The organism is Streptomyces sp. NPDC088732, from assembly GCF_044751205.1.
Classification (GTDB): domain Bacteria; phylum Actinomycetota; class Actinomycetes; order Streptomycetales; family Streptomycetaceae; genus Actinacidiphila.
Map to the genome: position 1 here is coordinate 228,426 of NZ_JBIVLI010000011.1, position 19,763 is coordinate 248,188.

Annotated in this window: 17 protein-coding genes; 6 read left to right on the forward strand and 11 right to left on the reverse strand. The window is 73.3% G+C overall.

Annotated elements, in window-relative coordinates; genetic code table 11:
- Positions 1-71 precede the first annotated feature (71 nt).
- A complete protein-coding gene (locus ACIP9H_RS20495; RefSeq protein ID WP_401589352.1) occupies positions 72-908 on the forward strand; it encodes a GNAT family N-acetyltransferase in 837 nt (278 codons plus the stop codon).
- A gap of 10 nt (positions 909-918) precedes the next feature.
- Here ACIP9H_RS20495 and ACIP9H_RS20500 read toward each other — a convergent pair whose 3' ends face one another.
- Positions 919-1,824 carry a slipin family protein gene (locus ACIP9H_RS20500; protein WP_401589497.1) on the reverse strand — a complete coding sequence of 302 codons (906 nt, stop codon included), beginning with the start codon at positions 1,822-1,824 and terminating at the stop codon, positions 919-921.
- Positions 1,825-2,365: 541 nt separating this feature from the next.
- Entirely contained in the window at positions 2,366-3,286 is a 921-nt protein-coding gene (locus ACIP9H_RS20505; protein ID WP_401589354.1) for a MerR family transcriptional regulator, read from the reverse strand.
- A gap of 98 nt (positions 3,287-3,384) precedes the next feature.
- Here ACIP9H_RS20505 and ACIP9H_RS20510 point away from each other — a divergent pair, with 98 nt between their 5' ends.
- Positions 3,385-4,905: an alpha/beta hydrolase gene (locus ACIP9H_RS20510; protein WP_401960048.1), complete on the forward strand. Its 1,521-nt coding sequence runs from the start codon at positions 3,385-3,387 to the stop codon at positions 4,903-4,905.
- A 1-nt stretch (position 4,906) separates the two neighbouring features.
- Here the strand turns inward: ACIP9H_RS20510 and ACIP9H_RS20515 are convergent, their stop codons facing one another.
- Positions 4,907-5,869: a helix-turn-helix transcriptional regulator gene (locus ACIP9H_RS20515; RefSeq protein WP_401960050.1), complete on the reverse strand. Its 963-nt coding sequence runs from the start codon at positions 5,867-5,869 to the stop codon at positions 4,907-4,909.
- A 61-nt stretch (positions 5,870-5,930) separates the two neighbouring features.
- Between ACIP9H_RS20515 and ACIP9H_RS20520 the strand changes: the two genes are divergently transcribed.
- The gene (locus ACIP9H_RS20520; RefSeq protein ID WP_401960053.1) at positions 5,931-7,064 is read left to right on the forward strand and encodes a winged helix DNA-binding domain-containing protein; all 1,134 of its coding nucleotides are present in this window, start codon (positions 5,931-5,933) and stop codon (positions 7,062-7,064) included.
- On the opposite strand, the gene ACIP9H_RS20525 is transcribed toward ACIP9H_RS20520, so the two are convergent.
- The 3 genes from ACIP9H_RS20525 to ACIP9H_RS20535 all read right to left on the reverse strand — a co-directional run bounded on the left by ACIP9H_RS20525 (position 7,058) and on the right by ACIP9H_RS20535 (position 10,790).
- Positions 7,058-7,948, reverse strand: a complete 891-nt coding sequence (locus ACIP9H_RS20525; RefSeq protein WP_401589364.1) for a S1 family peptidase — start codon at positions 7,946-7,948, stop codon at positions 7,058-7,060. The genes ACIP9H_RS20520 and ACIP9H_RS20525 overlap by 7 nt on opposite strands.
- 125 nt (positions 7,949-8,073) lie before the next feature.
- Positions 8,074-9,135 carry a S1 family peptidase gene (locus ACIP9H_RS20530; protein ID WP_401589366.1) on the reverse strand — a complete coding sequence of 354 codons (1,062 nt, stop codon included), beginning with the start codon at positions 9,133-9,135 and terminating at the stop codon, positions 8,074-8,076.
- 455 nt (positions 9,136-9,590) lie between these two features.
- On the reverse strand, positions 9,591-10,790 hold the full coding sequence (locus ACIP9H_RS20535) for a DUF5685 family protein (RefSeq protein ID WP_401589369.1): 1,200 nt from the start codon (positions 10,788-10,790) through the stop codon (positions 9,591-9,593).
- A 295-nt stretch (positions 10,791-11,085) separates the two neighbouring features.
- Between ACIP9H_RS20535 and ACIP9H_RS20540 the strand changes: the two genes are divergently transcribed.
- Positions 11,086-11,535 carry a cell division protein SepF gene (locus ACIP9H_RS20540; protein ID WP_401589371.1) on the forward strand — a complete coding sequence of 150 codons (450 nt, stop codon included), beginning with the start codon at positions 11,086-11,088 and terminating at the stop codon, positions 11,533-11,535.
- 33 nt (positions 11,536-11,568) lie between these two features.
- Here the strand turns inward: ACIP9H_RS20540 and ACIP9H_RS20545 are convergent, their stop codons facing one another.
- Positions 11,569-12,753 (reverse strand): acyl-CoA dehydrogenase family protein, encoded by a 1,185-nt coding sequence (locus ACIP9H_RS20545; RefSeq protein WP_401589373.1) that lies wholly within the window; start codon positions 12,751-12,753, stop codon positions 11,569-11,571.
- Positions 12,754-12,833: 80 nt separating this feature from the next.
- Positions 12,834-14,465: an MFS transporter gene (locus tag ACIP9H_RS20550; RefSeq protein ID WP_401960058.1), complete on the reverse strand. Its 1,632-nt coding sequence runs from the start codon at positions 14,463-14,465 to the stop codon at positions 12,834-12,836.
- Between the two features lie 504 nt (positions 14,466-14,969).
- Here ACIP9H_RS20550 and ACIP9H_RS20555 point away from each other — a divergent pair.
- A complete protein-coding gene (locus tag ACIP9H_RS20555) occupies positions 14,970-15,977 on the forward strand; it encodes a phosphatase PAP2 family protein (protein ID WP_401589377.1) in 1,008 nt (335 codons plus the stop codon).
- 108 nt (positions 15,978-16,085) lie between these two features.
- On the opposite strand, the gene ACIP9H_RS20560 is transcribed toward ACIP9H_RS20555, so the two are convergent.
- The 3 genes from ACIP9H_RS20560 to ACIP9H_RS20570 all read right to left on the reverse strand — a co-directional run bounded on the left by ACIP9H_RS20560 (position 16,086) and on the right by ACIP9H_RS20570 (position 17,847).
- On the reverse strand, positions 16,086-16,310 hold the full coding sequence (locus ACIP9H_RS20560; RefSeq protein WP_401589379.1) for an I78 family peptidase inhibitor: 225 nt from the start codon (positions 16,308-16,310) through the stop codon (positions 16,086-16,088).
- 219 nt (positions 16,311-16,529) lie between these two features.
- Positions 16,530-16,919, reverse strand: a complete 390-nt coding sequence (locus tag ACIP9H_RS20565) for a DUF779 domain-containing protein (protein ID WP_401589382.1) — start codon at positions 16,917-16,919, stop codon at positions 16,530-16,532.
- A gap of 4 nt (positions 16,920-16,923) precedes the next feature.
- Entirely contained in the window at positions 16,924-17,847 is a 924-nt protein-coding gene (locus tag ACIP9H_RS20570; RefSeq protein WP_401589384.1) for a bifunctional DNA primase/polymerase, read from the reverse strand.
- Positions 17,848-18,088: 241 nt separating this feature from the next.
- Between ACIP9H_RS20570 and ctaD the strand changes: the two genes are divergently transcribed.
- Positions 18,089-19,756, forward strand: a complete 1,668-nt coding sequence (ctaD, locus tag ACIP9H_RS20575; protein WP_401960063.1) for a cytochrome c oxidase subunit I — start codon at positions 18,089-18,091, stop codon at positions 19,754-19,756.
- The last annotated feature ends 7 nt before the right edge of the window (positions 19,757-19,763 follow it).

Below are 19,763 nucleotides of genomic sequence, written 5' to 3' on the forward strand. Positions count from 1 at the left end.
GCGGGGGCGCGTCGCGTTCAGCACGGGAAATTCGGTCGACCCCGCCCGGGGCATGTGGTGGACTCCGCCCGATGAGCACTCCCGGACTTTCCGCGACGGCGCTGGAGTACCGCGCCGCGTACGACGCACAGCTGCGTGCCCGCGTCCCCGACGGCTTCTCCCGGCACGCGTCGGTGGAGCGGGTCGGCCCCCTGCTGCGCAAGATCTACCGCCACGGCGAGGCGGGCTTCCTCGACTACCGCGACCTCGGCGGGCTGGACGGGCCGGAGCTGGACGCCCTGATCGCCGGGGAGCGGGACCACTTCGCCGGACTCGGCACGGCGGTGGAGTGGAAGTACTTCGCGCACGACCTGCCGCCGGGGCTGCCGGAGCGCCTGACGGCGGCCGGCTTCACGCCCGACGAGCCGGAGACGGTGCTGGTCGGCGAGGCCGCGCCACTGGCCGGCGAGCCGCGGCTGCCGGAGGGCGTGACGCTGCGCGAGGTCACCTCACGCGCGGACTTCGAACGCATCCGCGCCATGGAGGAGGAGATCTGGGGAGTCGGCCACGACTGGCTGCCGGACATGCTGGAGAGCGAGGTGGCCGGGCCGGGGGACCCGTGCGTGGTGGTCGTCGCCGAGAGCGGGGACACCGTGGTCTGCGCGGGCTGGGCCCGCTTCCACCAGGGCACGGACTTCGTGTCGCTGTGGGGCGGCTCGACGCTGCCGCAGTGGCGCGGGCGCGGTGTCTACCGGGCGACGGTGGCGCACCGGGCCCGGCTGGCGGTGGCCGCGGGCCATCGCTTCGTGCAGGTCGACGCCTCGGCGGACAGCGCTCCGGTCCTGCGGCGGCTGGGGCTGGTGGCGGTCACGACGACCGTGCCGTACCTGTGGCAGCCCGACGCGGGAACGGCGGACGGCCCGGCCTGAGGCCCCGGCGTCAGACGGCGTCGGACGGCCGCGGCGCCCGGATGCTGTCCAGCAGCGGCTCCGGCAGCTCGCCGGGGGCACCGCCCTGGACCGGTTCGGCGGCGGGCGGCACCGCGGATTCCTCCGGCGCCGCGGCCGGGCCGGCGGGGGCAGCAGTGCCCGGGCCCGGCTGGGCGCGTTCCAGGAAGCGCAGCAGTTCCACCGGGAACGGCAGGACGAGCGTGGAGTTCTTCTCGGCGGCCACCGCGACGACCGTCTGCAGCAGCCGCAACTGCAGCGCGGCCGGTTCCTCGCCCATCACGTGCGCGGCCTGCGCCAGCTTCTTGGACGCCTGGAACTCCGCGTCCGCGTTGATGATCCGGGCCCGGCGCTCCCGCTCGGACTCGGCCTGGCGGGCCATCGAGCGCTTCATCGTCTCCGGCAGCGACACGTCCTTGATCTCGACGCGGTCGATCTGCACGCCCCAGCCGATGGCGGGGCTGTCGATCATCAGCTCCAGGCCCTGGTTGAGCTTCTCCCGGTTGGACAGCAGGTCGTCCAGATCGCTCTTGCCGATGATCGAGCGCAGCGAGGTCTGGGCCATCTGCGAGACCGCGAAGCGGTAGTCCTCGACGTTGATGATCGCGTCGGCGGCGTTGACGACCTTGAAGTAGACCACCGCGTCGACCCGGACGGTGACGTTGTCGCGGGTGATGCCCTCCTGGGCGGGCACCGGCATCGTCACGATCTGCAGGTTCACCTTCCGCATCCGGTCGACGACCGGGACGACCATCGTGAACCCCGGCCCCCGGATCCCGCCCCTGACCCGGCCGAGGCGGAACACCACACCCCGCTCGAATTGCTGCACGACGCGGGCCCCGGCCACGAAGTACAGAGCTCCGGCCGAGAGCACCGCGGCTATCAACTCGACGACCATCACGGCCCCCTGCCGTCCGGGATCGCGTACTTCCACGGTACCTCGCGGTCAATCCACCGGATACGGGCGAGGATGCCCCGATCCGACGGGCGGGTACCGGCGGCTGCCGCCGGGGGGTGCCCCGCACGGCGGGGAGCCGTCTTCCCGGACGATGCGCAACGCGGCGTGGGGCCCCTGGCCGAATGCGGGGGGGGAGTGCCGCGCCCCGGGGCACCTCCCAGGTCCGTGGGCATGCTCGCGGTGTGGCCGTCCCCCCGCCACCACGGCCCGCCGACCTGCACCCGCGTGTTCCGGCGGGAGCTGAGGATGCCCGGTGCGCGGGACTGCCGGCGCCACGACGCCAAGGGCGCCGTGAGCTCGTCGCCGAGGGCGCCGTCCCTTCGTCACCCCCCCTGACCGAGCGCGTCACAAACCCGGTCGGCCCGACCGGACGCCTCGCTGTCCTGACGGGCGCGGGCACGGCCAAGCGGGCATCGGGATCGGCCGCCGCCGAGACCCTGGCCGCGGCCGTTCCCCAGCGGTCGCCGGGGAAGGGCAGGCTTCAGGCCGCGTCCGGGCCCGACAGGGCCGTGCGCAGCCAGTCGTCGGCGGCGCCCGGGGTGGGCCGCGCCGGGCCCCACAGCTGCGCGGCGAGCTGCCAGTACAGGTCGGCGCGGGGCTCCGCGGCGAGCAGTCCGGCGAGCAGGCTCCGGAAGGCGGGCGTGTCCCGGGTGCGGTACGCCAGGGCATAGGCGGACACGAAGCAGTCCAGCGCGTCGCCCTCGCGCGGTTCCCGTCCGGCCAGCAGTTCTCCGGCGGCCAGGTCGTACGCCTCCCCGAGTCCTTCGTAGAGCGCGGCGGGGCGGCCGCCGGCGCCGGACCAGTGGTCCGCGGGCCGCAGGCGCCCGTCGTCGGGGCAGGCGCCCGTGGTGAAGGCGTGCAGCCGGGCGAAGGCGAGCACCTGGTCCGGCGTCGGGTCGCCGGGAGGCTCGGGCACCGACAACTCCAGGATCCGGCCGACCAGTCCGGCCGGCAGCCGCGGCGGCAGCCAGCGCCGCCAGAAGCGCCTCATCGGGGCGGTGCTGGGCGGGGTGGACAGCGCGCCGACCAGCCGCAGCCGGTCGGCGCGCTCCGCGGCGGTGCAGTCGCGGAGCGCGTGCAGGGCGGCCTCCCGCCAGCGCAGCGCCGACAGTTGGGTGCCGAGCTCGCGCAGCCGCCCGGCGACGGCGTCCTCCAGCGCGTCCGCCAGGGCGTCCTCCCGGTCCAGCAGCCGGCCCACGTCCGGGACCGGCAGGTCGAGGCTGCGCAGGGAGCGGATCAGCCGGAGCCGGTCGAGCGCGCCGGGGCCGTAGCGGCGGTGTCCCCCGGCACTGCGGCCCGCCTCGGGCAGCAGGCCGCGGTCGGAGTAGAAGCGGACGGTCTTCACGGTGACGCCGGCGTGCGCGGCCAGTTCCCCGATGCTCCACAGGCCGTCAGGCGGCACGGCTTGAACCTCCCTCAGGGGGAGTTCCTACGGTACCGGCGAGCGCGCGGACCCGGTACGGCGCCGGGGCCGGCGAACCACGTGTACGGGAGGCGTTGATGACGGTGTTCATCCTGGTGTCCGAGGCCCACACGGGCGGCTGGATCTGGCACGACGTGGCGGCGCAGTTGCGGGAGTCGGGCGCGCGGGCCTGTCCCGTGACGCTCACCGGCATGGGCGGGGGCGGCGCCGTCGCGGGACCGGGCACGGACCTGGAGACGCATGTCGAGGACGTGCTGCGGGCCGTCGACGCCGCCGGCGACGCGGCGGAGGTGGTGCTCGTCGGCCACGGCTACGGCATCCATCCGGTGGCCGGGGCCGCCGACCGCCGCCCGGAGCGGGTCGCCCGCGTGGTCCACCTCGACGCGGGGATCCCCCGGGACGGCGACCCGGCGCTGGCGCTCGTGCCCGATCCCGCGGTCGGCGAACAGCTGCGGCACACCGCCGGACGGCCCGGGGACGGCGGGCTCGTCGCCCCGCCCGGCCGGGACGGGTGGCAGCGCTGGGGCAGCCTCGACGGTGTGGCGGAGGAGGCGCTGGCCCGGCTGGCCCGGCTCGCCGCGCCGCAGCCCGCGGGGACGTTGACCCAGCCGCTCCGGCTCTCCGGGGCGGGGGCCGGGGTGCCGTCCACCGGCGTGCTGTGCACCGCCAACGGGTCGACCCTCGCCCGGGTCGAGGCCCTGGCCGGCTTCGGCGACCCGCGGCTGCGGGCGCTCGTCGACCCGCGGGTGACCTTCTTCGAACTCGCCACCGGGCACTGGCCGATGCTGTCCGCCCCCGCCGAGCTGGCCGGCGTGCTCCTGCGGGCCGCCGCGGGCGAGGGGTACCGGCTCCGGGGGGCGGAGGCCGAACTCCCGCCCCACCTGCGGCCCTTCCTGATGGACCTGCCGGAACGGCCGCGGGAGCGGCACGGGCGGGTCGATCTGCACCTGCCCGACGCCGACGGTCCCCGGCCCGCGGTGGTCCTCGTGCACGGCGGCCCGGTCCCCGCGGGCGTGCGGCCGACACCGCGCGACTGGTCCTGCTTCACCGGCTACGGCCGGTACCTCGCCGGGCTGGGCGCGGTCGGCGCGGTCGTGGACCACCGGCTGCACGGCATGGCCGACTTCGCGCGCGCAGCGGACGACATCGCCGAGGCGGTGGAGCTCGTCCGCGGCGATCCCCGCGTCGACGGCGACCGCGTGGCCCTGTGGTTCTTCTCGGGCGGCGGGCTGCTCGCGGCGGACTGGCTGGCCGCGCCGCCCGCCTGGCTGCGGTGCGTCGCGGCGACCTACCCCGTGCTCGCGCCCCTGCCGAACTGGGGCATGGTGGAGGCCCGTTTCCGCCCCGCGGCCGCGCTGCGCACGGCCGGTTCCCTTCCGGTGGTGCTGACCCGCGTGGGGCGGGAGGCGCCGGACATCGCCGCCACGGTCGCGGACTTCCTCTCCGCCGCCGAGGGGTTCGGCGCCCGCGTCGAGGTGGTCGACGTGCCGCACGGCCGCCACGGCTTCGAGACCCTCGACCCCACCGACGAGTCCCGCGCCGCCGCCGCCCGCGCCGCCGGCTCCGTGCTGCGGCACCTGGGCCTTGTCACGTCCTGAGCTATGCGTCGCCGCCCGCGCCGCGGGCCAGGCGGGCGGCGACGTCGCGCAGGTGCGCGACCAGTTCGGGGGGTTCGTGGACCTCGAAGTCGACGCCGAGCGTGCCGATGTAGAGGGCGAGGACGTCCAGGGACTCCGCGCCGGTGCGCACGATGCAGCGGTCGGGGCCGGCGGCCTCGATGGTGGCGAAGCCCCAGGAGGCCCGGTCGGCGAGGGACTCGGCGGAGGCGTGCAGCGTCACGATCGCCTGGTGCCGGTAGGCGCGAGAGGTGACGCCGCGGGCGACGTAGGCGGCGGCGTCCGTGGGCGGCCGGCGGGGGGCGAAACGCGGCCCGGTGGGGGACTTGGGCTCCATGCGGTCGACGCGGAAGGTCCGCCAGTCCTGGCGGTCGGTGTCCCACGCCAGCAGGTACCAGCGGCGGCCGTGGTGGACGAGGCTGTGCGGCTCGGCGGTGCGGCGGCCGGCCGTCCCGTCGTGCGTGAGGTAGTCGAACCGCAGGCGTTCGCGGTCGCGGCAGGCCGCGCCGATCAGCGCCAGGACGTCCGGGGCCACGGCATCGGCCGCCGCGGGGGGACGGGAGACGGCGACCGCCCCCATGGCCTGGACCCGGTGCCGGAGCCGGGACGGAAGCACCTGCTCCAGTTTGGCCAGGGCCCGCAGGGACGTCTCCTCGATGCCCTCGACGCTGCCGCCCGCGCCCGTGCGCAGGCACAGGGCGACGGCGATCGCCTCCTCGTCGTCGAGCAGCAGCGGCGGCAGGGCGGCGCCCGCCCCCAGGCGGTAGCCGCCGGTGGTGCCGGGCGAGGCGTGCACGGGGTAGCCGAGCGCGCGCAGCCGTTCCACGTCACGGCGCACGGTCCGGGCGGTGACCTCGAGACGTCCGGCCAGCTCGGGGCCGGTCCAGTCGCGCCGCGACTGGAGCAGGGAGAGCAGCCGCAGCAGGCGGGCGGAGGTTTCCAGCACGTGCCCAGTCTGGCAGCCATCGCGGACAGCTCCTGACCGCAATCGTGGATACGGTGCCGCCATGGAGACGGAGACCGTGCCCGAGGGCACCGCCCTGGACCGCCGCACCCTCAACCGCTCGTTGCTGGCCCGCCAGTTCCTGCTGCGGCGGGCGGACGTGAGCGCGGAACACGTGCTCGGGCACCTGGTGGGGCTTCAGGCGCAGGAGCCGCAGGACCCGTACGTGGCGCTGTGGTCGCGGATCGCGGACTTCGAGCCGGGCGAGCTGTCGGGGATGCTGACGGACCGCCGCGCGGTCCGGATGTCCCTGCTGCGCTGGACCGTTCACCTGGTGGCCGCGCAGGACTGCATGGTGCTGCGCCCGGTCGTCCAGGACGTCCTGGAACGGCGGCTGCTCGGGCAGTTCCGGCGGCAGCTCGACGGGCTGGATCTCGCGGAGGTCGCCGAGGCGGGCCGCGTGCTCCTGGCCGCCGGCCCGCTGTCCGCGAGCCGGCTCGGCGACGGCCTGCGCGAGCGGTGGCCGGAGCGCGAACGGCTGCCGCTGAGCCTGGCGGTGACCGCCCGCGTGCCCACGGTCCAGCCGCCGCCGCGCGGACTGTGGCGGACGCCGGGCGCCGCGCTGCAGACCCCGGCCGAGCAGTGGCTCGACCGGACCTTCGAGGCCGCCGGGGACCGCGGACCGGAGCGGACGGTGCTGCGCTACCTCGCCGCGTTCGGCCCCGCGGCGGTCAGGGACGTCGCCGTGTGGTCCGGGCTCACCGGGGTGCGCGCGGTCGTCGACCGGCTCCGCCCCCGGCTGCGGGTCTACCGCGACGAGCACGGCGCCGAGTTGTACGACGTCCCCGGCACGCCCTTCCCCGATCCCGGGACGCCGGCCCCGCCCCGCTTCCTGCCGCAGTACGACAACATCGTGCTGTCGCACGCCGACCGCTCGCGGATCGTGCCGCCCGGCCCCTCCTCCCCCGTCCCCGCCCTCCCCGGCAGCGGCAGCAACCGGGGCTTCTTCCTCCACGACGGCTTCGTCGGCGGGCTGTGGCGGATCGAGTCGTCGCGCGGCACGGCCGTGCTCCATCTCCTGCCGTACGCGCCCCTGCCGTCCGCGGCGCGCGACGCGCTCGCCGCGGAGGGCGAGCGCCTCCTGGCGTTCGCAGCGCCGGGGACGACGGGAGGTCGGGTGCGCTTCGCCGGTCAGTAGAGAGCGACCCGGTACGCCTTCAGCACCTCGGGCAGCGGCTGGTAGAAGGTCGTGCCACCGCTCGCGCAGTCGCCGCTGCCGCCCGAGGTCAGGCCCAGCGCCTTCGTGCCGTCGTACAACGGGCCGCCGGAGTCGCCGGGCTCGGCGCATATGTCGGTGCGGATGAGGCCGCGGACGATGTCGCCGCCCCCGTAGTTGACGGTGAAACCGAGCCCGGTGACGGTGCCGCTGTGCACGCCGGTGGTGGAGCCGGCGCGCTTGACGGCCTCGCCGACGTACGCGGCGGCGGCCTTCCTGATGTCCTGCCGGCCGACCGAGCCGGGGTGGCCCTTCGCCGTGTCGTAGCGCACGAGCGCGTAGTCGTCGACCGGGTAGCGATGGGCGACGGTGGTCCCGAGCGGGCGCGTCTGGGCGGCGTCGGCGTACCAGCGGTCCGCGGCCGCCCCGCAGTGACCGGCCGTCAGGAAGTAGCGGACGCCCCCGGAGCGGACGTTGAAGCCGACCGAGCAGCGGAAGCCGCCGCCGTAGGCCGCGGTGCCACCGGAGGCGAAGCGGCGGAGGACGCCGGGGGCGCGTTCGAAGCGGACGGCGCCGTCGTACGGTCCCGCCGCGCGGCGCAGCGCGTCGAGCCCGGCGCGGGAGACCGTCGCGTCGGTGACCACGACCAGCGTGCCGTCGGCGTCGACGGACCATGCGCTGCCGGGGACGTCGGCGGACTCCGCCGCGCGGACCACCGCGGTCAGCTGCGCGGGCGAGGGAGCCGCCTGCGCGGCGGGCAGGGCGGACACGGTGGCCGCGAGCAGTCCGAGCAGCACGGCGAGGTACCCCGCCCCTCTGGCGGTGCCGCTGTGCGAAGTGGTGTCCCTGCGCCCCTTGTTCCTCATTTGTGCCCCCCTACGAGGTTATGCGGTGCCTCGCGGAGTATTGCGACCGTACGGCTTGCGGACAAGAGGGCCGTATGCCGATGTGCCCGGCGGCCGGAGCCGCCGGGCACATCGAGGTGGAAGGGTCAGAAGACGCTGACGCCGTAGGCGCTCAGGGCCTCGGTGACCGGCTGGAAGAACGTGGTGCCGCCGGTGGAGCAGTTGCCGCTGCCGCCCGAGGTCAGACCGAGCGCGACCCCGCCGGAGGTGTACATGGCACCGCCGGAGTCGCCGCCCTCGGCGCAGACGTTGGTGCGGATCATCTGGTAGACCACGTCGCCGTTGCCGTAGTTGACGGTGGCGTTGAGGCCGGTGACCGTACCGCTGTGGATGCCGGTGGTGGAACCGTCACGCAGGACGGCCTGGCCCACGAAGGCGTTGCCGGCGCTGGTGATGTCGGTGTTGCCGGCCGTGCCGCCCTTGGCCACCGAGGTGTTGGTGTACCGGACCAGCGCGTAGTCGTTGGTCGGGAAGCTGTAGCTGACGTTGCTGCCGAGCACCGTCGACTGGCTGGAGTTGGAGTACCAGGTCGAGGCGACCTCGCCGCAGTGACCGGCGGTCAGGAAGTAGTTCGTGCTGCCGCTGCGGACGTTGAAGCCGAGCGAGCAGCGGTAGCCCCCGCCGTAGATGGCGTCACCGCCGGCGATCAGCCGCTTGAAGGTGCCCGCCGTGCGCCGGAAGGTGACGGCCGCGCCGTAGGGGGCGGTGGCCTGCTGCACCTTGGACAGTTCGGCCCCGGTGACCGTGCTGTCGGCGGTGATCTCCAGGCGGTTGCTCTTGGGGTCGATGACCCACGAGGTGCCCGCGACATCCGCGGCCAGGGCGGCGGCACCGGCCTGGTTCAGCTGCGCGGTGCTGTGCGCGACGAGCTTGGGCACGGCACCGGCGGCACTGACGGCCTGCGCGGCCTTGGTGGTGGTGACGTTGACGACCATGGCCTTGGCCTGGGCGTCGTAGTACGAACCGGCCGTGGAGCCGGTGCCCAGCGACGCGGCGAGCGCCGTGGCAGCCTCCGGAGAGGCCTTGGGGGACGGTGCGGCCTGCGCGGCGGGCAGGGTGAGCGCGGTGGCCGCGAGCAGACCGGACGCGATGGCGATCAGCCGTACGCGTCTGGGGGCGGGGGTGTGCGTCGTGCGCTTGATCCTCACGCTTGTCCTCCTGTGGGGGAACGGAAGTTGACCCGCGTAGCGCGAGCCGGTGAGGCGCAGCGAGGACTCCACCACCGTGGGGGGTGGCGTGCCCCTGTCAAGCCGCTGCGCACAAAGGAGTATTCAAGAGCCGTGCACAATCGCACAAGGGCACCTTTCAGCCGCCCCACCAACCCGAGCACGGTGCCGTCCATACCCACCCACCGGGGATCAGGCGCATGACGAAACGGAGGGGGCGGGGTCGTAGGGGTGGCGTTCTGGACACTGGAGCATATTTGGGTGCACAACCCGGGGCACCCAACGGCAAGCGCCTGAGGCACCTAAATGTGCTGTCCAGAATGGCAGCCCCGGAGGCCCCGCACCCGGCCCCCACACAACGTGCGTCGGGACGCCCGGACTTCCTGAGGCACACGGGAGGGAGGGCGGGGAAAAAACCCGGTCCACGCCGTCAGGCCTCAGCAGTCGCACCCACAACAATCGCACCCATCACAGCAGTCGCCGCAATCGCAACAGTCCCCGCACCCGGAACAATCGCAGTCGCAGTTGGAGCACCACCCCTCGCGCCGCTTCCCCGACCAGGGGTCCTCGTAATGGTCGCGGCAGCAGATCTGGCAGGTGCAGCACAGCACCGACCACATCGCACACCCCGCGAGCAACCCCCGTCCGGGGCCCGGCCGCTGCGGAGGTTCCGGGGCGAGCCACGGCGACGACGACGGCGACGACGGAGGCCGCCCCGCGGCCTGATGCACGCACACCGCGCCGAACGCACGCTCCACCGAGCGGCGCAGTTCGTGCGCCAGCAGCTCATGGGCGAGCCGGCCGTCGTTGAACTCCACGTCCCGCAGCGCCAGTCGGACGCCGCGCACGGCGTCGTCGCACAGCCGCCGGGCCTCGTCCGGGCCGGTCCCGGTGGCCGCCAGCGGGTTCCACGCACCGGCGGCGGCGTCCGCGTCCAGGTCCTCGACCGCGTCCAGCAGGTGCGCCAGCCGGCCGAAGAGGCGGCCCGCCTCCTCCAGCGGTGCGCGGTTGTGCGGCCGTCCGGCCAGCACCGCGGTGTGGCCGAAGGCCGCGGCCGTCGCGGTCTCGGTGGGCTCGGTGACGGTGAGCAGCGGGGTGCCGGGGCCCACGGCCGCCTCGATGGCGGTCTGCCGGTCGACGGCGTCCACCAGCACCGCGGTGTCGAAGCCGAGCGCCGCTCCGGTCGCGGCGCCCGCGCGGTCCCAGCGCCGGGCCATCGTGCGCGCGGCCGCTGCCATCGGGCGGCGCGCCAGCAGTCCGTCGCCGTCGGCCACGTGGTCGCGCATCTTGGCCGAGGCCAGTACCAGGGAGACCGCCGCGGCCAGCCGTGCGCCCTCGCCCTTGGCGACCGGAGCGGTCCGCATGGCCCGCAGCGGGCACGGCCCGGCGGTCCTGCGGGACACAGCCGACACAGCCGCCCGCCGTGCGCCGCCCGCAACGCCATCCGCACCCGTGCCGAGTCCGGTCTGCGCCTCGACCAGCACCGAGATGATCAGGCCGTCGTAATTGGTGGCGGCGCGGGCCAGTTGCCCGTGGTCGTCCCGCAGCGCGAGGCAGAGCCCGCACAGATGGGCCGTCCAGGAGGTGCGCAGAGTCTCCGAAAGCCGGTGCCGGCACGGCCTGACGATTCCGAACATCGCTTCCCCCACACGTCTCGTGCCGCGATGGACCACCTCATCCGCTGGTCATGTTATACGTCAGCCGATTCGGCTATCCGGCCGCGCGGCGTCACCCTCCCGGGCGGGAAACTTTCCGATGATCCGTCAGATGCCCGTATCGCCTGCGTCAACCGGGTACTTCCGGGCAGATTAATGCACCAGGTATGTCACGAATCCCCTCCCTGCCGGGTATCCACTTGGCGCATCCTCCGCATCATGGACGACGATAGGGACGCGGACGGCAAACTGACCGTGTGTGAGAGAGGAGGCGTCCATGGGTTCGGTACGACGCGCGAGCGCCTGGCTGGGCCTCGTCGACGACAACGGCGGCGAGGAGTACTACGACGAGGAGTACGCCGACTACGGCGAGGGCGCCGAGCCGGCCCCGAGCGACTCCTGGGTCACCGACCCCCGTGTGCGCGTGGCCTCCGAGTCGGCGCACGAGCAGGGGCGCCGCATCGCCACGGTCACCCCGGACGGCTTCCGGGACGCCCGCGGCATCGGCGAGCTCTTCCGGGACGGCGTCCCGGTCATCGTCAACCTCACGGCCATGGACTCCGGCGACGCCAAGCGCGTCGTGGACTTCGCGGCCGGCCTCACCTTCGGTCTGCGCGGTTCCATCGAGCGCGTGGCCAACCGGGTCTTCCTGCTGACCCCGCCCGACTACCTCGTCGTCAACGCCGACAGCAAGCGCGGCGGCGACGGCTTCTTCAACCAGAGCTGAGGCCGCCGCTCGGGGTCCCCGCCCCCGGGCCCGTCAGCGGAAGGCGTCGAGGCCCGTGAGGGCCTTGCCCAGGACGAGTTGGTGCATCTCCACCGTGCCCTCGTAGGTGAGCACGGACTCCAGGTTGGTGGCGTGCCGCATGACGGGGTACTCCAGCGAGATCCCGTTCGCGCCCAGGATCGTGCGGGCCGTGCGGCAGATCTCGATCGCCTCGCGGACATTGTTGAGCTTGCCGAAGCTGACCTGTTCGGGCCGCAGCGTGCCCGCGTCCATCCGGCGGCCGAGGTGGTGGGCGAGCAGGATGCCCTTGTGGAGTTCGACCGCCATGTCGGCGAGCTTGGCCTGGGTGAGCTGGAAGCCGCCGATCGGCCGCCCGAACTGCTCGCGCGTCCGCGCGTACTCCAGCGCCGCCTCGAAGCTGCTGCGGGCGGCGCCCATCGCGCCCCAGACGATGCCGTAGCGGGCGTGGTTGAGGCAGCTGAGCGGCCCGCGCAGACCGGTGACCTCCGGCAGCACCGCGTCGGCGGGCAGGCGGACGTCGTCCATGACCAGTTCGCTGGTGACCGAGGCGCGCAGCGACCACTTGTGGGTGATCTCGGGTGCCGAGAAGCCGGGGGTGTCGGTGGGGACGGCGAAGCCGCGGATGCCCTCGTCGGTGCGGGCCCAGACGACGGCGACCCCGGCGACGGAGCCGTTGGTGATCCACATCTTGCGGCCGGTGAGGATCCAGTCGGAGCCGTCGCGCTTGGCGTACGTGCGCATGCCGGCCGGGTCGGAGCCGTGGTCGGGTTCGGTGAGCCCGAAGCAGCCGATCACCTCGCCCGCCGCCATGCGGGGCAGCCACTGCTGCTTCTGCTCCTCGGAGCCGTAGCGGTGGATGGCGTACATCGCCAGCGATCCCTGGACCGAGACCAGCGAGCGGATGCCGGAATCGGCCGCCTCCAGTTCCAGGCAGGCCAGCCCGTACTGGACCGCGGTCGCCCCGGCGCAGCCGTAGCCGGTCAGCGACATCCCGAGCGCCCCGATCGAGCCGAGTTCACGCGCCAGTTCGCGGATGACCGGCAGTTCGCCGCGCTCGTACCACTGCGCCACGTGCGGCAGTACGCGGTCGGCGGCCCAGGCGCGCACGGTGTCCCGCACGGCGCGCTCCTCGTCGCCGAGCAGGTCGTCGAGACCCAGCGGGTCGCCCGGGTCGAACTGCGGCTTTCCAGCGGACATCGTCGTCCCTCCGGTGATCACGGTGCTCCACGCCCGAAGCTACTTGTGCGGCGGGTCCGGGTAAAGACCCCGCTCCCGGCTCAGCGGGACGCCTCCACCGCGGTCATCACGTGGTCGCGCTGCGCGGGGAGCCCGGGTGCGGAGGACGCCGTCTGGCGTGCGGCGCACTCCATGCGGCGCGGCAGCCGCAGCGCGGCCACCGCTCCCAGCAGGAGCAGCGCGGCGCTGACGACGAGGGTGATGTGCAGGCCGTGCACGAAGGCGTGCCGGGCGGCGTGGCGCAGGGAGGCGCCCGCCGTCCCGCCGAGGCGGTCGGAGACCTTGTAGGCCTCGCCGAGCGACTTGCCGGCCGCAACCCGCGCGTCGGCGGGCACGCCGTGGGTCCGGGCGACGCCCGGCGCGTAGGCGGCGTTCATGACGCTGCCGAGCAGGGCGATCCCGAGGCCCGCGCCGAGTTGGTACGAGGTCTCGCCGATCGCGGCGGCGCCGCCGGCGTGCTCGGCCGGGGCCTCGCTCAGCATCGACTCGTACGCCGCGAACAAGGTGGTCTCCAGGCCGAAGCCGAGCAGCACGAAGCAGCCGGTCAGCACCCAGGGCCGGTCGAACTGGCCCATGTGGGTGAGTCCGAGCACGGCGATCGCGGTGAGGACGAAGCCTCCGGCGACCATGGCCCGCGGGCCGAGGCGGGTGAGCATCCGGGAGCCGAGCAGTCCGGCGCCCATGGCGGCGAACGTCAGGGGCAGCAGCCGCAGCCCGGTCGCCAGGGGGCTGAGGCCGAGGATGAGCTGGAGGTACTGGACGGCGATGAGCTCCAGGCCGACCAGGGCCAGCAGCGCCAGCACGATGCACCCCACGGAGGTGCCGAAGGCCGGGCGGCGGAACATCCCTATGTCGATCAGCGGGTGTTCGCGCCGGTTCTGCCGCCGTACGAAGAGCACCAGCAGCAGGCAGCCGCCGAGCAGCGGCACCAGCACGGAGGGCTCGTACACCGCGGCCCCGCCGCCGAGCCGCTTCACCCCGAGGATCGCGCCGAGCACGCCGAGGGCCGCCATCAGCGCGCCGACCACGTCCCACGGGCCGTCCTGATCACCGCGGGACTCCGGCAGCAGCCAGCGGGCGACCGGGAGGATGACCACCATCAGGGGGATGTTGATCAGGAAGACCGAGCCCCACCAGAAGTTCTCGACGAGGAAGCCGCCGAGGACCGGCCCGACCGCCGCGCCGACGGCGGCGACGGCGCTCCACACGCCGATGGCCACCGCCCGCTCCCGGCGGTCGGGGAAGACCTGCCGCAGGATCGACAGCGTGGCCGGCATGATCATCGCGCCGCCGACGCCGAGCAGCGCCCGGGCCCCGATCAGGATCTCGGGGGTCGGGGCGAACGCCGCCACCGCGGAGGCGGCGGCGAAGATCGCGTACCCGAGCAGCAGGATGCGGCGTCTGCCGACACGGTCGCCGAGGGTGCCGAAGAGGATCAGCAGGGACGCGGCGACGAGCGGATAGGCGTCGACGATCCACAGCAGCGCTATCGCGCTGGGACGCAGGTCCTCGCTCACGGCGGGGACGGCGACGTGCAGCACGGTCGCGTCGAGTGCGACGAGCAGCAGGCTGACGCAGAGGACGATGAGGACGGTCCAGCGGCTGACCGGTCGGCTGTGCCGCAGGGGGACGGCGGCCGACCCGGGGATGCCGGGCGAGGTCGTCCCGGTCATGTACGTACCTCCCAGCGGTGCGCTCGCGGTGCGGCCGGGCAGGACGATGGGGAACGGTCCCGGGGGAACCCAGCGACGAGGGCGAGTGAAATCGACACACTACGCGAGTCCCGTGGACGGGTGGGGGGCGCGGGTCACCGTTCCGACGTGGTCCCCGTCACGCCCGATGCGCGCACGGCGGACCTGCCGGACATGTCCGGCCGCCGGACCGGAGCCGCCCGGTGACCAACCGTGATCATGAACGGCAGGCAAACGCCGCGGCAACTCATGGGGAGAGCTTCCGGCCATCACCGATAAACCGGTCGAGAAAAATCGAACACGGGATTTCCTGTGATCGGTCGGAGCATCTTCCAAACGCGAAATCCAGGAGTTCGCGCATTTGGCTCAATGCACCCCGCGGGTGTACCTCCAATGGGTGCACTGAGACGCAGTCCACATCACATCGTCATTACGAAGGGCCCCTTCAGGCCGAACTCACCCATCACACGCTGTAACGTCGATTGAGTGCGTACCGATGACAAGCTTCGCCGCCCGGCGGAGCCCGAGACAGCCCAGGCGCTCCCGCGCATGAGCCGAACACGCGGACTGCTGTTCGGTTCGACGCTGGTGGCGTATGTGGCCATCGTCGTAGCCGTGCTGACCACGTCCAAGCTCGTGACCTTGGACTGGCAGGTCATGATGTTCCGGCCGTACAAGCAGTGGCCGCAGGTCCACGCCTTCCTCGACTACTTCGTCGTCCTGGGCCAGCGCGGCCCCACCGCCGTGATCGTGGCGGTCTGGCTGGGCTGGCGCGCCTGGCGGCAGCGCACCCTGCACCCGCTGCTCGTGCTGGGCACCTCGCTCCTGCTGCTGAACGTGACCGTGGGATCGGTGAAGTACGGGCTGGGCAGGCTCGGCCCCCACTACGCGACCACAGCGGGATCCGCCGAGCTCTTCGCCGGCGGCGATATATTTCCTTCGGGCCACACCGCCAATGCCGTCGTGACCTGGGGCGTTCTCGCCTATCTGGCCACCACCCCATGGGTTCGCCGGGTGACCTCGGTCATCGCGGCGCTGCTCGCCCTGGGCGTCGGCATGACCACCATCTACCTGGGCACCCACTGGGTCAGCGACGTGCTGCTCGGCTGGGCCGCCGGCCTGCTGATCCTGCTGGCGCTGCCCTGGTTCGAGCCCCTGATGGCCTCCTCCGAGCAGTGGATCACCAGCGCCTGGGCCCGCCGCCGGGGCACCTCCGTGCTGCCCGCCACCATCCGGCCGGTCAGCCCCGCCATGGCGGCCCCGCAGGTCGCGGAGGACTCCGAGGCGGACCGGGACAGCCTGGTGGTCAGCGGCCGCACGCCGAACGCGGCGCCGGGGGTGGCGCACCACGCGGTCCGTCCGCACGCCACCCGCCACGAGCGCAGCCCGGTCACCCCGGCGGGCAGCCGCAGGCCGCCCGCCGAACGCTCCACCACCCGGCAGGGCCCGCTCGGGCAGAGCGGCGCGGGCCGCGGCCGCGGCACCACCGGCTGACCACCCGGGGGCCGCTGCGCACCCGGCACTCCCCGGCCTCACGGCGACGGCCTCGGCACCCCGAAGAGGGGGTGCCGAGGCCGTCGCCGTACGGGGGCGCGGAGCGCGTCAGCCGGCCCAGGATCGGGTCACCCGGCCGCCGTCGACGGTGAGGTTCAGCCGCCCGGCGCGGTACTCCATGGTGATGATCGCGCCCGGCGGGAGGGAGCGGACCGTGGTCCAGCCACGCTCCGTGGCCCGGCGCTCGGCCTCGTCCGCCGCGAGGCCGACATAGGCGTCCGGCGGGTCCTGGGGTTGCGGTGCGTGGGGCGTGCCGCCCGGGTCGTCAGCCATATGAGCCACGGTAGGCGCATACGAGCCGTGACGGAAGACACGCCGACGCGCCGTCGTCACACTTCTGTCACAGAATGCCGAGACTCGTTTGGCGTGCACCGTTCACACTGTCGGCATCCCGCTTTCCCGTCACCCCTCGAATTCACGCCGTCCGGGGCCGATAAAACCGGCTCCAGGAGTCCCGGAATTACCGGAAACAGCCCTCACACTTCCCTCACATCACATCCCCAGAGCCGCCAGCTCTTCGTCGGTCAGCAACCGCGACCGAATGAGAAACCGGTTGCCGGTGGGCGCCTCCAGCGAGAAGCCGCTGCCGCGTCCCGGAACCACATCGATCGTCAGATGCGTGTGGCTCCAGTACGCGAACTGATCCCGCGACATCCACACCGGCACCGGGTCGATGCCCGGGACGCCGAGATCGCCCAGGTGCACGTCGGAGTCCCCGGTGAGCAACTCCCCCTGCGGATAGCACATCGGCGAACTGCCGTCGCAGCAGCCGCCGGACTGATGGAACATCAACGGGCCGTGCTCCTCCGCCAGGCGCCGCAGCAGCCCTGCGGCGTCCTCGGTGATGGCGACCCGTCCGGCACTCGATACGGTTGAGGTCATGCTGTCAGCGTGCTCCCGCGACGCCCCGGCCGCCAGACCCCCGCAGCACATGTCTGCGCGCCGAGCCCACTGTGGCGGCCGCCTCGCGCTCCGGCAGACCGGTACGCACGGCGGCGCCGACCATCTCGGCGGCCACGTCCTCGCCGTGGCCGTTCTCGAAGGCCCGGCAGGCGGCCCAGAACAGCCGCTCGTTGCGCTCCCCCTCCAACGAGTCGAGGACGAAGCGGATCAGCGGGCCCGCCGTGCCGCCGCCCGCGCGCTGTGTCTTGCCGGCCTCGGCGGCCCTGGCGGCCCCCGCGCGCGCCGCCCACGGTTTCGGTGACGGCGTCATGAGCAGCCGCAGCAGCCGCCGCGGCACGGCGGCGGGCGGCATCGACGCCGTCGGCGGGTCCCAGCGGTAGCGGCCCGCGGTGGTGACCGAGCCCGGGCCCACCAGATAGCCGCCGCTGCCGCGTACATCGATCCCGCGGCCCAGCCGGCTGACGGAGTTCGGGACGACGACCTCGGCCGGGCCGGTGAGCCACAGATGCCGTCCCCCGCTCGGGGTGAGCACCGTACGCGTCCACGGCACCGCGAAGCCCTGACGCGCCGCAAGGTCGACCAGATCGGCGAGACCGTCGGCGCCGCCCTTGCGGTCCAGGTCGAGACCGATCAGATAGTGCGGCGGGCGGCCGCAGGCGATCCCGTACCCCGAGGCCCAGGGCGCAGCCGCGAACAGTTCGGCGATCCGCACGGGGTCGGTGGAGGCGTCGTGCACCCCGTGGCCGAACCGCCCGCACTGGCCGCGGCACATCCCGCCGCCGGTCTCACCGCGGTGCGGCGAGCGCACGGCCGGCAGTTTGGTGCGGGACAGCGGAATGACCGGGAAGCCGCGCCGGGCGGCCGCGAGCGCGCAGGCGAGCGCGCGGTGGAAGTCCGGGTGCGTCACGGGGTGCCCCCCTCGCTGCGCTACGGCATGACACCTTTATCGTACTTTCGTTCGACGCCGTGCTCAATGGGGCCCGGAGCAGTCCGGAATCGGTCCGAAGCGCGCACCCGCCCGTCTCCGCACGCCTCCGCGCGCCCCCGCGGCCGTGCCGCGCGCGGTGGGCGAGGCGCGCCGTCCGCGCGCCCGCCCCGGGCTACGGTGCACACACCGGCAGGAACTCCGATCACGAGGGAGCGCGCGGATGGGGACGTACGCGGCGCCGGCCACCGACGAGCGGGTGCGGACACCGCGGCGGCCGGGGCGTGTGGCGGTGGACTGGCTGACCACCACCGACCACAAGAAGATCGGGCACCTCTACCTGATCACCTCGTTCTGCTTCTTCCTCGCGGCGGGCGCCATGGCGCTGCTGATGCGTGCCGAACTGGCCCGCCCGGGGCTGCAACTGATGACGAACGAGCAGTTCAACCAGTTGTTCACGATGCACGGCACGATCATGCTGCTGCTCTTCGCGACCCCGACCTTCGCGGGCTTCGCCAACGAGATCATGCCGCTGCAGATCGGCTCCCCCGATGTCGCCTTCCCCCGGCTGAACATGCTGTCGTACTGGCTGTTCCTGTTCGGCGGTCTGATCGTGCTGGCCGGCCTGCTCACGCCGGACGGCGGCGCGTCGTTCGGATGGTTCGCCTACGCGCCGCTGAACAGCCTGACCCGATCCCCCGGGATCGGCGCCGACATGTGGATCATGGGGCTGGCAGTGGCGGGCTTCGGGACGATCCTGGGCGCCGTCAACTTCGTGGCGACCATCGTCGGGATGCGGGCGCCGGGCATGACGATGTTCCGGATGCCGGTCTTCACCTGGAACGTGCTCTTCACCTCGGTCCTGGTGCTGATGGCGTTCCCCGTGCTGGCGGCCTCGCTGCTCGTCCTGGAGGCGGACCGGCACTTCGGGTCGGTGGTCTTCGACGCGGCGAACGGCGGGGCGCTGCTGTGGCAGCACCTGTTCTGGTTCTTCGGCCACCCGGAGGTCTACATCATCGCGCTGCCGTTCTTCGGCATCATCACCGAGATCCTGCCGGTCTTCTCCCGCAAGCCGGTCTTCGGCTACACCACCCTGATCGGCGCCACGATGGCCATCACCGGGCTGTCGATGGTGGTGTGGGCGCACCACATGTTCGTCACGGGCGCGGTGCTGCTGCCGTTCTTCTCCTTCACCTCCTTCCTGATCGCGGTGCCGACCGGGGTGAAGTTCTTCAACTGGATCGGCACCATGCTCGGCGGCTCGCTCTCCTTCGAGACGCCGATGCTGTGGGCGGTGGGCTTCCTCGTGAGCTTCCTGTTCGGCGGGCTGACGGGGGTGATCCTGGCCTCGCCTCCGCTGGACTTCCAGGTCAGCGACTCGTACTTCGTCGTCGCCCACTTCCACTACGTGGTCTTCGGGACCGTGGTGTTCGCGATGTTCGCCGGCTTCTCCTTCTGGTGGCCCAAGTTCACCGGGAAGATGCTCGACGAGCGGCTGGGGCGGATCCACTTCTGGACGCTGTTCGTGGGCTTCCACACCACCTTCCTGGTCCAGCACTGGCTGGGGGTGGCGGGGATGCCGAGGCGGTACGCCGACTACCTGGCGGCGGACGGCTTCACCGTGCTCAACACGGTCTCGACGATCGGCGCGTTCCTGCTGGGCATCTCGACGCTGCCGTTCCTCTGCAACGTCTGGCGGACCGCGCGGCACGGCGCGAAGGTCGAGGAGGACGACCCGTGGGGCTTCGGGCGGTCCCTGGAGTGGGCGACCTCCTGCCCGCCGCCTCGGCACAACTTCACGGCGCTCCCGCGGATCCGCTCCGAGTCCCCCGCCTTCGATCTCCACCACCCGGCCGTGGCACGGCGGACGGCGCCGTCGGACGCGCGGTGACCGGCGG

Excerpts from the sequence above, each read along its gene's own strand:
- ACIP9H_RS20495 (WP_401589352.1), top strand. The coding sequence starts at position 72 with ATGAGCACTCCCGGACTTTCCGCGACGGCGCTGGAGTACCGCGCCGCG.
- ACIP9H_RS20500 (WP_401589497.1), bottom strand. The coding sequence starts at position 1,824 with ATGGTCGTCGAGTTGATAGCCGCGGTGCTCTCGGCCGGAGCTCTGTAC.
- ACIP9H_RS20510 (WP_401960048.1), top strand. The coding sequence starts at position 3,385 with ATGACGGTGTTCATCCTGGTGTCCGAGGCCCACACGGGCGGCTGGATC.
- ACIP9H_RS20520 (WP_401960053.1), top strand. The coding sequence starts at position 5,931 with ATGGAGACGGAGACCGTGCCCGAGGGCACCGCCCTGGACCGCCGCACC.
- ACIP9H_RS20525 (WP_401589364.1), bottom strand. The coding sequence starts at position 7,948 with ATGAGGAACAAGGGGCGCAGGGACACCACTTCGCACAGCGGCACCGCC.
- ACIP9H_RS20535 (WP_401589369.1), bottom strand. The coding sequence starts at position 10,790 with ATGTTCGGAATCGTCAGGCCGTGCCGGCACCGGCTTTCGGAGACTCTG.
- ACIP9H_RS20540 (WP_401589371.1), top strand. The coding sequence starts at position 11,086 with ATGGGTTCGGTACGACGCGCGAGCGCCTGGCTGGGCCTCGTCGACGAC.
- ACIP9H_RS20545 (WP_401589373.1), bottom strand. The coding sequence starts at position 12,753 with ATGTCCGCTGGAAAGCCGCAGTTCGACCCGGGCGACCCGCTGGGTCTC.
- ACIP9H_RS20550 (WP_401960058.1), bottom strand. The coding sequence starts at position 14,465 with ATGACCGGGACGACCTCGCCCGGCATCCCCGGGTCGGCCGCCGTCCCC.
- ACIP9H_RS20560 (WP_401589379.1), bottom strand. The coding sequence starts at position 16,310 with ATGGCTGACGACCCGGGCGGCACGCCCCACGCACCGCAACCCCAGGAC.
- ACIP9H_RS20565 (WP_401589382.1), bottom strand. The coding sequence starts at position 16,919 with ATGACCTCAACCGTATCGAGTGCCGGACGGGTCGCCATCACCGAGGAC.
- ctaD (WP_401960063.1), top strand. The coding sequence starts at position 18,089 with ATGGGGACGTACGCGGCGCCGGCCACCGACGAGCGGGTGCGGACACCG.